Below are 13,965 nucleotides of genomic sequence, written 5' to 3'. Positions count from 1 at the left end.
TGCGGAACAGGTACGCAGACCCGTGGCGGCACAGCCGCACGGGGACGGGAGGTCGGGAAGAGTGTCGCTGCGCGGAGGTGATCCCGCCGAGATCGGCGGCTATCCGCTGGAGGCGCGGCTCGGCTCGGGCGGCATGGGGACGGTCTTTCTGGCCCGTACGAGTTCGGGACGGCCCATCGCCATCAAACTGATCCACCAGCAGTTCGCGGGGGACGAGGAGTTCCGCATCCGCTTCCGGCAGGAGGTGGCGGCGGCGAGGCGGGTGAGCGGCGCGTTCACCGCCGCCGTGGTCGACGCCGCCCCCGAGGCCGAACAGCCGTGGATGGCGACGGCCTACATCGAGGGGCACACCCTCGCGCAGCACATCGCCGAGAAGGGCCCGCTGGACGGGGCGGAGCTGCGGAGGCTCGCCATCGGCCTGGCGGAGGCACTGCGCGACATCCACCGGGTGGGGGTCGTCCACCGTGACCTGAAGCCTTCGAACGTCGTGCTCTCGTCCGAGGGCCCGCGCGTCATCGACTTCGGCATCTCACGCGCCGCGGACCAGCAGACGCTGACGATGACCGGTCGGGTCATCGGTACGCCGCCCTTCATGTCCCCGGAGCAGTTGCAGGCGCCGCGTGGAGTAGGTCCGCGGTCCGATGTCTTCTCGCTGGGGACGCTGCTCGTGTACGCGGCTACGGGCCACGGGCCCTTCGACGCGGACAGCCCTTACATGACGGCGTACCAGGTGGTGCACGAGGAGCCGTCGCTGGACGCCGTCCCGACCGCGTTGCGCGCGGTCGTCGAGTCGTGCCTGGGCAAGGAGCCGGACGGGCGCCCCTCGGCGGACGAACTCCTTGTGCTGCTGCGGGACCTGCCGGCCGATCTCGGCGGCGCCGGCGCGTGCGGCGTGGGCACGGGCCGCACCCGCGACATCGTCACCGAGCACCACCTCGCGACGCGGGCCACTCCGGCGCCGAACGCCGCTCCCGCCGCCTCCGGCACGGGGAGCACCAGCACCTCGGCGGGCCGCCGCCTGAGGAGCCGATGGCGGCCCGTGCTCGCGGCAGCGGTCGCCGTGGCGGCCATCGGCGGGGGAGTCACCGCGCTGGAGGTCGGCGGCTTCGGTGGGGCCGGTGACGGCGAGCGGGACGCCCGGCTCGAGGCGCCGGGCGTCGCACTCCCGGACGGTTTCGAGCCGTGGCGCAGGACCGTGCGGGGCGGTCGCGGCGACATCCCCGACGAACTGCGCTGTCTCGCACGCGGCGACGCGCTGTTCTGCGGCGGCGGCGGTGTGGTCGCGGCCCGGATCAGGGCCGCGGACGGCTCGCGGGTGTGGACGGCGAAGAGCCCGGGCATCCCCGTCCAGGGCATGCACCTGGTGGGCGCCACCGGCGACACGGTGATCGGTTACCGCTTCGCCGCCGAGGGCGACACACAGGCCCCTCCCAGCGAGGTGGTGGCCGTCGACGCGGACAACGGCCGGGAGCTGTGGTCCGTTCCGTCCGGCGCCCAGTCGACGGCCGTCACGGGCCGGACGCAGGACGCCGTCGTGGCCGGGTCCGTCGTGGTGACGGTGGACGCCGCCGACTCCCGCTTCGAGGCCCGGGACGCGCACAGCGGTGCGGTGTCCTGGACCACTCCGTTCCCCGCCGGCACGCGGTGTTCCCCCGTCCCGGCGGGCCCGCGGCTCTTCGCGATGTGCGCGACGGACGCGGAAGTGAACGGCTCGGAGGTCCGTCACCCCACCCTGTACGACACCGACCTCGCCTCCGGGTCCCTGGGCAGGCCCCTCGCGCTCGAGGGCCCCGCCGTGCCGATGGGGGTCGCCGACGGCAGGCTCGTACTCCTGCGGGAGCACAGGGAGGGGCCGGCCATGGCCGGCTACGACGGAGTGGCGCGGGTCGACCCGTCCACGCGGAAGGTCACGTACTCCCGACTGGCCACGACGTACGAGGGAACGCCCGGGATGGCGGACGGCACCCTCTACCTGAGCGGACAGACCGGCCTCGTCACGGCGCTCGACCCCGCGACCGGCCGGAAGAAGTGGGCCCGCCAGACGGGCGTGGAGGGTGCGTCGGGCCCGGCGGCCGGAGCCGGCGCGCTGTACTTCAGCTCGGCCACCGGCCGGGTGGTCGCCCTGGCCCCGAAGGACGGGAAGCCGCTGTGGACGACGAATCCGCAGGCCGACGGCCTGACGGGCGAGCAGGGCGCGAGCCCGCGCGTCACCGTCGCGGGCCGCGTGGTGATCGTGGCCGCCGCCAAGAACACCGTCTTCGCCTTTGATGCCCAAAGGCCGCCGAAGGCGGGCTGACCCGGCAGCTCCACGCGGCTTCTCGGGCCCGGCCGGGCTCAGCCGAGACCGCGATGCGCTGCCCACAGCGCGCCGGCGCGGCCGGCGGCCCCGGCGACCAGGGCGGCCAGCTCCGGTCGGTCGGGGAGGGGGAAGGACACGTAGGCGCCCCGACCGCCGCCGACCGGCCGCCCGTAGGCCTTCGCCGCAAGGCGACCGTCCGGAAGCAGCCGGATGTTGATCGTGGTCAGGGTGAACGCCTCACCGCGTCGGGTGTCCGTCCAACGGAGCGCCTCCGGGACCGTGACGTTGATCGCCAGAGCGCTCACTTCCGGGTCGCTGCTCATGGACGGATCCTCTCAGGCGCGGGGCCGCGGCAGCCGAGCCGGCGGGCACGGCCCCCCGGCGGCGCACCAACCGGCCGTGTGGGACAACCGACCTTGTTGAAACGCGAGTTCGCCCCCCCTCACACACGAAACAGGAGTGCTGACGACATGACGAACCGATGGGCCGGAGTGACGGTCGACTGCGTCGACGTGGAACGGGTGGCGGCCTTCTGGAGCGTGCTGCTGGACCGCCCGCAGGGGCCTTCCGAGCCCGGCTGGATCTACCTCGGCCACCGCGACGACCCGCTGCCCCGCCTCGTCTTCCAGCCGGTGGCCGAGCCGAAGCAGGGCAAAGTGCGCCTCCACCTCGACGTGGCGGTCGACGACATCGAGCAGGGCATGGCCCAAGCCATCGCTCTCGGCGGCGGGTTCACCGGCGAACGCCACGCATACGACGAGGGCGTGGTCGTCGTCATGACCGATCCCGAGGGGCACGAGTTCTGCATGGCTCAGTACTACTGACCCGCCGGCGCCGCTGCGGGGCGGTGCGCGGGCGCGGCGGGCCGCTCCTGCGCGACTCCGTTCCGGCAGCGGCCCGTGCGGGCTGCGCCGGGGTCAGATGCCGGTGACTCTGCCGCTCGCCGACAGCTCGTACACCAGGGTGACCGTGCGGCGTCCGCCCGGCGGGAGCGTGAGGTCCCAGCGGACGATGCCCTCGGCGTCCACCCCGTCCGGCACCGGGGAGCAGGCGTACTCGTGCAGGCGTACGTGCACCGCCGCGACCTCGGAGACGGGGACGCGTTCCCGGAGGGTCACCACGCGGTCGCCGTGCTCGCCCGGGGCGGAGAAGCGGGACAGGTGCAGCCGGACCGTGCGGGTGAGAACGGTCCGCTGGGTGAGTCCCGTGGAGTCGCGGGACTCCTCGGCGTACCGGACCACCCGGTAGTCGTCCCGGCTGCCGAAGGCCAGCTCGACGGGGGAGCCCGGTGCAGCGAAGTCCAGCGTGCCGCGGCCGCTGAACCCACTGCCGCGAACGAGGTCCACGGGACCGGCGAGCAGGGCGTGGCCGGACCGGTTGTCGAACCGCACGACGTGGGTGACCAGAGGGGACAGCTCCGGCGCGCACGCGTACTCGCTCGGTGCGGCCGTGGTGAAGGCGGAGAGCCGCACCCGGTGGGCGCGGCCGTCACCGGGGACCGAGACCGGTGCGGGCGAACTCAGGACCCGCGCCTCGCCCCCGTCGTCCACCCCGGGCAGGCCGAGCACCGGAGCCGGTCCGAGGCTCCCGGTCTCCTCCTCGCGCAGTTCGACGTCGACCGTGCGGCGCTCCTCCGCGGAGCGGTCCCTGAGCGTCAGCCGGTCCTCGTCCAGCCGTGGCGGCTCGGTGGCCGCCGCCGAGCGGGCGGTCGACAGGGTCAGCCGTACGTGCGACCAGTCCTCGCCGGTGCGCTGCCAGACCATCGCGTCGGTCTCCAGCGTCACGGCGTCGCCGTCGAGCACCGCCCGGTAGGCGGGCCGCCACAGGGCGCACGGGGTGAGGTGGCTCAGGCGCAGCCCGACGGGTCCAGCGGCCGAGGTCCGTACGGCCAGCTCGATGTGGCCGACCAGTTCGGCCGGTTCCTCCTCCGCGAGGGACAGGGCCGTCCGCAGGTCGGAGAGTTCGGCGCCGACAGCGGTCAGCCGGGCCTGCACGACGCGCAGTTCCTCGGCGTGCGTATCGCGCTCGGCGTCCACCCGGTCCAGTTCGCGGGACCAGCGGGGCAGCTCCGTCTCCCCGGAACCGGCGCCCTCGCCGATCTCCCGCAGCAGGTCCGTGGCGAGACGGCCGAGCAGGTCGAGGCGGGCCTTCAGCCGGTCACGGCGCTGCCCCAGGGCCCGCTGTTCCTCTTCGAGGCCGTGGACGCGGTGGCGCAGAACGGAGTCGTCCTCCGTGGGCGGCGCCGGCTCGCGCGGCGTCCAGGTGCGGACGAGCCGCAGGTCGAGCACGGTCGCGGGGTGTTCGGACGTCAGCTCCGCATGGAGCGTCCGGTCGACGGCCAGCGCACTGACCGGTCCCAGCCGCAGCCGCTGGACCCCGGCCTCCAGGTCGAGCACGGCGGTGCGCTCGACGTGGGCGCGATCCTCGAGGCACGTGACGGCGGTGACGGGGAGGGCGATCGGCTTCGGGGCCGTGGACATGAGGGGTGTCAGCTCCTGCGGTTTCCGCCGGCCAGGGCCTTGCCGGCCGGGATGCGTATGTCGTAGCCGCCGTCGAGGGCGGCGGTGGCCCCGGCGGGCAGGTCCAGTCGCCAGATCCGGGTGCCCGGGGCGTGCCGATCGGGACCTGTGCCCCCGTCGGGCGCCGTCCAGTCGGCCCGTTCCTCGATCCTGACATCCGGTTCGGAGGTGACCGGTACCCGTTCGCGGACTTCGACCGTGACGGGCCCGGGCAGGCGGTTGACGAGCTCCACGTGGACGCGGTGGTCGAGCACGGTGGTGTTGTTGCGCAGGCCCGAGGTCGACTCGTGCACGTGCGTACGGCGTGTCACGCGGATGCCCTCGGCCGGTCCCAGCCCCACCCGGCGGACCTGGCCGGGCGCCAGCGTGGGCAGCGCGGCGGTCAGCAGGAAGGCGTCGTCGACGCTGACGTCCACCGGTCCGGCGAGCAGCGCCTGGCCGGTCGCGTTGGAAAGCACCAGCGTGGCGTAGACGGTCTGCTCCACGGACGGCACGCAGAGGTACTCGGTCCGCAGGCCGACCGCGACCTCGCCGACGGTGACGGTGTGCCAGTCGCCGTCCGACGGGATGTCGGCGCGTGCCGCGGCATCGAAACGGTGGTCGAAGGAACCGGCCGACTCGCGGGGACGCACGGCGTGCCCCGGCAGCGGCAGCGAGGCCACCGTTTCGGCGCGCCGCCGGTATTCGGCCGCCACCGGGTCGAACGGGGAGCCGGGGAACAGCCGGCCTCTGCGATCGCCCTGCTCGTCCGGGCCGCACAGGGCGAGGCCGGCGTAGTCGAGCTCCGCGCCGCTCGGCTGCGGCGGACCTGCCGCCGGGACCGGAGGGGGCGGCGAGGCGGCCGTGCCGGGAGCGGGCGGCGCCGCGGGGGGCCCGGAACGCGACCTGCCGCGCGGTCGCGCCCCGGCCGGTGCGGGGGGCGCGGGCATCGCGCCGCCGAACGCTTCCGGGGGAGCGCCGCCCGGCGCGGGGGGACCGCCGTAACCCTGCGGTGCCGGCGGTGGCGGCATGGGGACGGGTCCGGGCGCGGATGCGGCCGCGCCGGGGGGCGGGCCGCCGACGGCCACGGGCCCGGGCGTCCGGTCCGGGCCGGGGCCTGCCGCGTCGTACCCGGAGAAGAGGCCGACGAGCCCGGCCGGGGGTTCACGCCAGCCGGACGGGGCGGGGGCGGGCTGGCTGCGGCCGATCCGGACCGAACGGAGCCTCGGCAGGTCGGTGCGGCGCCGGAGATCGGCGGTGGCCAGCGCGATGCGTACGCCGGTCCAGTCCTCGCCGGTCCGCTGGGCGACCGAGGCGCGCAGCACGAGGTGCCCGCTGTCGGCTCCCTGGCGGTGGCCGAGGCGGTACGTGGGCACCCAGACGGCGCCCGGCACCCCGTACTCCAGCTCCAGTTCCACCTCGGCGCCGGCGGCGCCGTCGAGGGTCAGGGCCGCGCAGACCGTGGTCTCCACGTGCGCCGACGGCGCGTCCGTGGAGCCGCGTTCGAGCCGGTCCGCGGCGACCGCCAGGGCGTGCTCGGCGTCGCGCACCGCATCCTCCAGCCCGACGAGCCGGTCGTGCAGTCCCGCCAGCCGGCCGTCGACGAAGCCGGCGAGCTCCAGCCATGCGTCGGCCGGGGTGCGGCGGTGCGGGTCGTCACGCTTGCGGGGCGGCGGGACCGGGTGAAGGGCCCTGACCTCCTCGATCACGAGCAACTGCCGGTGCCGGCGCCCCAGCGCCGCCTCGTACGCGTCGTTCAGCCGCTCGTACTCGCGCCGCAACGTGTCCGTGGTGTCCGTGCCGGGCAGCGCGGCGTCGACCTCCACCCGGGCCTCGGTGACACGCACCCCCGGGGCGCCCAGGACCCGGACCCGCAACGAACCCGGGTCCAGGGAACGGGGCAGCCCCGTCACCCGTACCCGGCCGTCGGACGGCACACCGCCGCGGGCCAGCCGGCTGCAGAGGGCCCCCTGCGCGTACACCACGACAGAATCGAGGGCGGACGCCCACCTCGTTGCCGACTCACCCGTCATGCGCTCCGCCCCCGCCGCGTTCATGGTGAGCGAAGCCTACGCCCGGACGGCCGCCCGTACGCGCCGGTCAGACAGGTCCGCAGTCCGGGCACAGGCCCCGGTAGGTCACCTCGGCCTCCGAGACGGTGAAACCGAACCGCTCGGACTCCGGCAGCTCCGCGAGAAGGTCGCCCGAGGGGTGGACGTCCCGGATGGCGCCGCAGCCGGAGCACACCAGGTGCTGGTGGGGGTGATGGGCGTTCGGGTCGTAGCGCTTGGCACGGCCGTCGGTCGCCACCTCGATCACCTCGCCGAGCGAGACGAGTTCACCGAGGGTGTTGTAGACGGTGGCGCGGGAGATCTCCGGCAGCCGGGAGGTGGCGCGTGCGAGGACCTCGTCCGCGGTGAGGTGGACGTGCTCGCCCGCGAGTACCTCGGCGACCACCCGGCGTTGAGCCGTCATCCGCCAGCCACGTGCGCGAAGCCGTTGCAGCAGGTCACTCATGCCCACCAGCCTTACTGTGCGTTGTCGGACGAATGGAGCGGTAGATGCCTGTCGTTCGTATTGACTTGGACTATGTCCATCGTAGGATCAGTTCCGGTCGACAGCCAAGGGACAGGACAGCAGTGCGGAGAAGTCCGTGATTTCAGGAGACGGGGCCGCTCGCCCCGGCACCCGGCCCCGGCCTTCCCGTCGTCCGCAGTTCCTCAGCACCGTGATCCGCCCCGTCCGGAAGGATTTCCATGACTGAGAACCACGACGCGATCGTCACCGACCCGAAGGCAGAGGAGGCCGGTGGCTGCCCGGTCGCGCACGGTCGCGCGCCGCACCCCACCCAGGGCGGCGGGAACCGCCAGTGGTGGCCGGAGCGGCTCAACCTGAAGATCCTCGCCAAGAACCCCGCGGTGGCCAACCCGCTGGGTGAGGAGTTCGACTACGCCGAGGCGTTCAAGAGCCTCGATCTCCCGGCGGTGAAGCGCGACATCGCCGAGGTGCTGACGACGTCGCAGGACTGGTGGCCCGCCGACTTCGGCAACTACGGTCCGTTCATGGTCCGGATGGCCTGGCACAGCGCCGGCACGTACCGGATCAGCGACGGCCGCGGGGGCGCCGGGGCCGGGCAGCAGCGCTTCGCGCCGCTCAACAGCTGGCCGGACAACGCGAGCCTCGACAAGGCCCGCCGGCTGCTGTGGCCGGTCAAGAAGAAGTACGGCCGGAACCTCTCCTGGGCGGACCTCATCGTCCTCACCGGCAACGTCGCCCTGGAGACGATGGGCCTCGAGACCTTCGGCTTCGGCGGCGGCCGTGCCGACGTGTGGGAGCCCGACGAGGACGTCTACTGGGGCCCCGAGACCACCTGGCTGGGCGACGAGCGCTACACCGGCGACCGTGAGCTCGAGAACCCCCTCGGTGCGGTGCAGATGGGCCTCATCTACGTCAACCCCGAAGGCCCCAACGGCACTCCGGACCCGATCGCCGCGGCCCGCGACATCCGCGAGACGTTCCGCCGCATGGCGATGAACGACGAGGAGACGGTCGCCCTGATCGCCGGCGGCCACACCTTCGGCAAGACCCACGGAGCCGGCCCGGCGGACCACGTCGGGCCCGACCCCGAGGCGGCCCCGCTGGAGCAGCAGGGCCTCGGCTGGCGCAGCACGTACGGCACCGGCAAGGGCGCCGACACGATCACCAGCGGTCTCGAGGGCATCTGGACGGACACCCCGACCACCTGGGACAACAGCTTCTTCGACATCCTGTTCGGCTATGAGTGGGAGCTGTTCAAGAGCCCGGCGGGCGCCCATCAGTGGCGGCCGAAGGACGGCGCCGGTGCGGGCACCGTGCCCGACGCGCACGACCCGTCGAAGACCCACGCGCCGACGATGCTGACGACCGACCTCTCGCTCCGGTTCGACCCGGCGTACGAGGAGATCTCGCGGCGCTTCCACCAGAACCCCGACCAGTTCGCCGACGCGTTCGCCCGCGCGTGGTTCAAGCTGACGCACCGCGACATGGGCCCCGTCGTCCGCTACCTCGGTCCGGAGGTTCCGTCGGAGGTCCTGGTGTGGCAGGACCCGCTGCCCGCCCGGACGCACGAGCTCATCGACGAGGGAGACATCGCCACCCTCAAGGCGCGGATCCTCACCTCGGACCTGACGGTGTCCGAGCTCGTCTCCACGGCGTGGGCGTCCGCCTCGTCGTTCCGCGGCAGCGACAAGCGCGGCGGCGCCAACGGCGCACGCATCCGCCTCGAACCGCAGAACGGCTGGGAGGTCAACGACCCGGACCAGCTGGCGAAGGTGCTGCGCACGCTCCAGGAGATCCAGGAGTCGTTCAACTCCGCCCAGCAGGGCGGGAAGCAGGTCTCGCTCGCCGACCTCATCGTCCTCGCCGGCGCCGCAGGCGTCGAGAAGGCGGCCGGGGACGGCGGCTTCGACATCGAGGTCCCGTTCACGCCGGGCCGCGTCGACGCGTCGCAGGAGCAGACCGACGTGGAGTCGTTCGTGGAGCTGGAGCCGTCCGCGGACGGATTCCGCAACTACCTCGGCAAGGGCAACCGGCTGCCCGCCGAGTACCTGCTGCTCGACAGGGCCAACCTGCTGACCCTCAGCGCTCCCGAGCTGACCGTGCTCGTCGGCGGTCTGCGGGTCCTGGGCGCCAACTACCAGCAGTCGTCGCTCGGCGTGCTCACCGACACGCCCGGAGCCCTGACCAACGACTTCTTCGTCAACCTGCTCGACCTGGGCACGACGTGGAAGGCGACGTCCGAGGACGCGAGCACGTTCGAGGGCCGCGACGCCGCCACGGGCGAGGTCCGCTGGACCGGCACCCGCGCCGACCTCGTCTTCGGCTCGAACTCCGAACTGCGCGCGGTCGCGGAGGTCTACGCGAGCGACGACGCGAAGGAGAAGTTCGTGAAGGACTTCGTCGCCGCATGGGACAAGGTCATGAACCTGGACCGGTTCGACCTCGTCTGACGCCGCGTCCGGGCCGGCCTCTCCACGGGGCCGGCCCGGACCTGTGTCGCGGGGCGGCGCCCCGCCGCCCCGGTCTTAGGCTGCCAACCGGCCAGCCCCCCGGCCCCGATCCAGGAGCGCACCCATGTCCGACCCCGCAAGGACACCCCCGTACCCCGACGCCTTCGGCCCGGACGAATCCCCCGCGCCGCATCCGCTGCTGGAACCGCTGCTCGGGTTCCTGGGCAGATGGACGGGTCGCGGCCGCGGCGGGTATCCGACCCTCGCGGAGGACTTCACGTACGCGCAGGAGGTCACCTTCAGCCATGACGGGCGGCCCTTCCTCCACTACGAGGCGCGTGCCTGGCTGCTGGACGCGGACGGTCTCCCCCTGCGCCCGGCGGCGCGGGAGAGCGGCTGGTGGCGCATGCAGCCCGACGGCCGGGTGGAGGCGCTGATCACCCAGCCCACGGGCGTCGCGGAGATCCTGACCGGCCGCGCGGACGGGGGCGCGCTCGACCTCACCACCCACCAGGTGGCGGTCACGCCCACGGCCAAGGACGTCGAGGCCAGCCGCCGCCGGTACACCCTGGCGGACGACGACACCCTCGACTTCGTCCACGATCTCGCGGCCGTCGGCCACCGTCTGCGGCACCACCTCACGGCGCAGCTCCGGCGCGAGGTCCCCAGCCACGGGTAGCGCGCCGTGCGCGTCCGGCGGGCGGACGGAATCAGCGCAGCGCCTCGGGCAGCTCCTCCCGGTGGATGACGCCCAGGCGCTGGGTGGCCCGGGTCAGCGCCACGTACAGATCACTGGTCCCGAACCGCGCGGGCTCCACGACCAGCACGTGGTCGAATTCCAGCCCCTTCGCCTCCCGCGGGTCGAGCAGGACCACGGGGTGGGTCAGATCCGGCTCGGCGCCGGCGGTGACTCCGGTCAGGGGAGCGGCGATCTCCTCGTGGAGCGCCCGCGGCGCGATCACCGCGAGGCGGCCCTCCTGCGGCGTCAGCTCCAGGACCGCGCGGGCCACCGCGCCGGCCAGGTCCTCGCCGGACTCCCGGAGCCACGGCGCCTCACCCGTCGACCGCACCGAGGCGGGCGGCTCGAAGGAGGGGTCGTCGGCGCGCAGCACCCGGGCGGCCAGCTCCATGATCTCTGCGGGCGTACGGTAGTTGACCTTCAGCGCGACATGCTCGAAGCGGTCGCCGACGTACGGTTCCAGGATCTTCTTCCACGAGCCGACGCCGGCCTCCTCCGAGGTCTGCGCGGGGTCGCCGACCAGGGTCATCGACCGGGTCGGCGAGCGGCGCATCAGCAGCCTCCACGCCATCGGCGACAGCTCCTGCGCCTCGTCGACGATGATGTGCCCGAACGCCCAGGTGCGGTCGGCGGCGGCGCGCTCGGCCGCGCTGCGGTGATCGGCCTCCTCCTGGCGGTCCGCCATCCGCTCCGCGTCGACGATGTCGTGGGCGGCCAGGACCTCGGACTCCTCGTCCTCGAACTCGAACGACTCCGAGCCCCTCGACAGCTCCAGCACGCCCTGCGCATACGCGATCCGCTCCTGGCGCTCGGCCTCCGCGGCCGCCCGCTCGGCGCTGTCGTCGACCCCGAGCAGCTCCGCCGCCTCGTCGAGCAGCGGCACGTCGGCGGAGGTCCACCGGCCGTCGCCGGGTGCGCGCCGGATCGCCTCGGCGTCCTCGGCCGGTAGGTACACGGGGGCGGCGAGGTAGTCGCCGAGGAACCCCTGCGGGGTGAGCGGCGGCCACAGCTCGTCGATGGCGCTGTGCACCGCCGTGCTGACGGCGACCGCCTTGCCGAGCTGCGCGATGTCGTCGGGGCCCAGGAAGTTGGGACCGCCGTACGGGTCGGCCCCGATGCGCTCCGTGAGCTGCGCGGTGAGGGCGTCGATGACGCGGAACGCGAAGTGCGGGCGGGCGAGATTGTGGGGCAGCAGGGTGTCGCGGGCCGCCTGCCGTGCCTCGTAGGCGATCTCCCAGTCGAGGATCAGGTCCCCGTCGTCGTGCGCGATGACCAGAGGTGCGCCGGGCTCGGGCAGCACCTGCCGGTCGCGCACCGCCATGGCGAGCGCCTCCGCCATCGGCTCACCGCCCTTGACGGCCGCGGCGCGGGGCGTGTCCGTGCCGTCGGCGTGGACCCCGGGGAACAGCTCGGCCTGGGTGGCGAGCAGCACGCCGGTCTCGCCCAGCGCGGGCAGCACCTCGCCGATGTAGCTCAGGAAGGCCGGGTTGGGGCCCACGATCAGGACGGCGCGCTTGGCGAGCAGCTCGCGGTGCTCGTACAGCAGGAACGCCGCGCGGTGCAGCGCCACCGCCGTCTTGCCGGTGCCGGGACCGCCCTCGACCACGAGCACGCCTCGGTGCGGGGCACGGATGATGCGGTCCTGCTCCGCCTGGATGGTGCGCACGATGTCGCCCATGCGACCGGTGCGGGCGGAGTTCACCGCGGCGAGCAGCACCGTGTCACCGGACGGGTCCTCGAAACCGGTGCGCCGGTGGTCCCCCACGTCGAGGATCTCGTCGTGCAGCTCGGTGACGGTCCGGCCCTCGGTGGTGAGGTGCCGGCGCCGCCGCAGTCCCATGGGCGTGTGTCCGGTGGCGAGATAGAAGGGGCGGGCGACCGGCGCACGCCAGTCGATCAGCAGGGGCGTGTGCGCGGCGTCGTCCTCGCGGATTCCGATGCGGCCGATATGGTGCGCGGCGCCGTCGGAGAGATCGATGCGGCCGAAACACAAAGAGCCGTCCACCGCGTTCAGAGCGGACAGCAGCCCGGAGCGTTCGGAGACGAGCACATCGCGCTCCAGACGGGCCTGAAGCCCGGTCCCCACCGGCGTCAGCGCTTCCTCGACGCGCTGGGCCGCGACTCCGCGCAGCGCGTCGACACGGTCGTAGAGCCGGTCGATGAATTCCTGCTCCATCTGCAATTCGGCGCTTTCCCGAGTTGACAACATTGCTCCCTGACGGATATGGTGTTTCTTAGTGGCCCCTGGTGAGGGGCCTTTTCTGTGGGCGCACAGAAACACTCAATATACTCGGGAAAATCCCCGGTCCGCAATTGCGGACCGGGGATTTCTCGTACCCGGGGCTCTGTTCCCCGCGGGCACAACGGCAACACGGCCCACCCCGGCGCCACGGTTTCCCGGCCCGTCGGCGCGGCCTGTGCGCACGGCCCGGCGAAGACCGGCGCCGCCGTGGTGCTGCCCCGCGCGGCCACGCCGACCGGGCACCTCGGTGAGCGCGATCGCGGTGCGTACCGGACCCCCGCAGAGTCAGGTCCCGGGGCGGTGGCCCGCCGGAAGCGCGCGGGTTCGCTCGTGAGGGCGCCCGGCCCCCTGACGGCGGGCGGCAGTTGATCCGGCGGGCGCCCGAGGCGGCCGAGCGCGTTGCCGAGGTGCGGGCGTCCCGCACGGACGACGTACCGGCATCCGCCCTGGGGGGAGACGACCCGGAGCGGCTGCGCGAGGTCAGCGAGGCCTCGATGGGCCCGGGCGGTACCTCGCCACCGAGTCGGCGGGGCGCTCGAGGCCGTGAGGCCCCGGGCCGGGACGGCTCGACAGCCGGCCGGTGCCGCTCTTATGATCTCAGGCGGACATCGCGTGCCGGTCACCGGCCGGGTGAGGCATGGAGGTGTCCGGGAGATGCCTTCGGAGGCATTCCACTTGTCTGTCGAACTGAATCACACCATCGTCCACGCCCGGTCCAACCGGGAATCCGCCGAGTTCCTGGCCCATCTTCTGGATCTCGAAGCAGGCGCGGAGTGGGGCCCGTTCGTTCCGGTCTCGCTGAGCAACGGCGTCACGCTGGACTTCGCCACCATCCCCGCCGAATCGATCACCCCGCAGCACTATGCCTTCCTCATCGGCGACGCCGAGTTCGATGAGGCGCTGCGGCGCATCAGGGCGGCGGGAATCACCTACTACGCCGATCCGCACCTCAAGCAGCCGGGCGAGATCAATCACCACCACGGCGGACGGGGGCTCTACTTCATGGACCCCGCGGGCCACGGCATGGAGATCATCACGCGCCCGTACGGAAGTCACGCAGTGACGTCCGCGGAGTGACGCCCGCGGGGCCGTAGGCCGGGGCCCCCGCCCTCCCGTCATGTACTCAAAGAGTTGAGTAGTCATATTCTTGAGTACGATAGCCGTGTGGCCGGTGCCGCGGGGCCCGGCGGGATGAGGGA

The 13,965-nt window shown here is 73.3% G+C and carries 10 protein-coding genes; 5 read left to right on the top strand and 5 right to left on the bottom strand.

Going from position 1 to position 13,965, the window contains the following annotated elements; translation table 11 throughout:
• Positions 1 to 61 precede the first annotated feature (61 nt).
• Positions 62 to 2,296: a serine/threonine-protein kinase gene (locus E6R60_RS10175; protein WP_136326150.1), complete on the top strand. Its 2,235-nt coding sequence runs from the start codon at positions 62 to 64 to the stop codon at positions 2,294 to 2,296.
• A 38-nt stretch (positions 2,297 to 2,334) separates the two neighbouring features.
• Here E6R60_RS10175 and E6R60_RS10170 read toward each other — a convergent pair whose 3' ends face one another.
• The gene (locus E6R60_RS10170; RefSeq protein WP_136326149.1) at positions 2,335 to 2,622 is read right to left on the bottom strand and encodes a hypothetical protein; all 288 of its coding nucleotides are present in this window, start codon (positions 2,620 to 2,622) and stop codon (positions 2,335 to 2,337) included.
• Between the two features lie 147 nt (positions 2,623 to 2,769).
• Here E6R60_RS10170 and E6R60_RS10165 point away from each other — a divergent pair, with 147 nt between their 5' ends.
• Positions 2,770 to 3,123 carry a VOC family protein gene (locus E6R60_RS10165; RefSeq protein ID WP_136326148.1) on the top strand — a complete coding sequence of 118 codons (354 nt, stop codon included), beginning with the start codon at positions 2,770 to 2,772 and terminating at the stop codon, positions 3,121 to 3,123.
• A gap of 93 nt (positions 3,124 to 3,216) precedes the next feature.
• On the opposite strand, the gene E6R60_RS10160 is transcribed toward E6R60_RS10165, so the two are convergent.
• The 3 genes from E6R60_RS10160 to E6R60_RS10150 all read right to left on the bottom strand — a co-directional run bounded on the left by E6R60_RS10160 (position 3,217) and on the right by E6R60_RS10150 (position 7,314).
• Positions 3,217 to 4,779 (bottom strand): DUF4139 domain-containing protein, encoded by a 1,563-nt coding sequence (locus E6R60_RS10160; RefSeq protein WP_136326147.1) that lies wholly within the window; start codon positions 4,777 to 4,779, stop codon positions 3,217 to 3,219.
• 8 nt (positions 4,780 to 4,787) lie between these two features.
• A complete protein-coding gene (locus tag E6R60_RS10155) occupies positions 4,788 to 6,830 on the bottom strand; it encodes a DUF4139 domain-containing protein (RefSeq protein ID WP_136326391.1) in 2,043 nt (680 codons plus the stop codon).
• Positions 6,831 to 6,897: 67 nt separating this feature from the next.
• Positions 6,898 to 7,314: a Fur family transcriptional regulator gene (locus E6R60_RS10150; protein WP_136326146.1), complete on the bottom strand. Its 417-nt coding sequence runs from the start codon at positions 7,312 to 7,314 to the stop codon at positions 6,898 to 6,900.
• 239 nt (positions 7,315 to 7,553) lie between these two features.
• Between E6R60_RS10150 and katG the strand changes: the two genes are divergently transcribed.
• Entirely contained in the window at positions 7,554 to 9,785 is a 2,232-nt protein-coding gene (gene katG, locus E6R60_RS10145) for a catalase/peroxidase HPI (protein ID WP_136326145.1), read from the top strand.
• Positions 9,786 to 9,909: 124 nt separating this feature from the next.
• Positions 9,910 to 10,464 (top strand): FABP family protein, encoded by a 555-nt coding sequence (locus E6R60_RS10140; protein WP_136326144.1) that lies wholly within the window; start codon positions 9,910 to 9,912, stop codon positions 10,462 to 10,464.
• Between the two features lie 31 nt (positions 10,465 to 10,495).
• Here E6R60_RS10140 and E6R60_RS10135 read toward each other — a convergent pair whose 3' ends face one another.
• A complete protein-coding gene (locus E6R60_RS10135) occupies positions 10,496 to 12,706 on the bottom strand; it encodes an AAA family ATPase (protein WP_136326390.1) in 2,211 nt (736 codons plus the stop codon).
• 735 nt (positions 12,707 to 13,441) lie between these two features.
• On the opposite strand from E6R60_RS10135, the gene E6R60_RS10130 reads away from it, so the two are divergent.
• Positions 13,442 to 13,843 carry a VOC family protein gene (locus E6R60_RS10130; protein ID WP_136326143.1) on the top strand — a complete coding sequence of 134 codons (402 nt, stop codon included), beginning with the start codon at positions 13,442 to 13,444 and terminating at the stop codon, positions 13,841 to 13,843.
• Positions 13,844 to 13,965 lie beyond the last annotated feature (122 nt).

The organism is Streptomyces sp. A0642 (assembly GCF_004795105.1).
Taxonomy (GTDB): Bacteria; Actinomycetota; Actinomycetes; order Streptomycetales; family Streptomycetaceae; genus Streptomyces.
The sequence above is the reverse complement of the archived record's forward strand: the minus strand, read 5'-3'. Positions and strand labels throughout refer to the sequence as shown.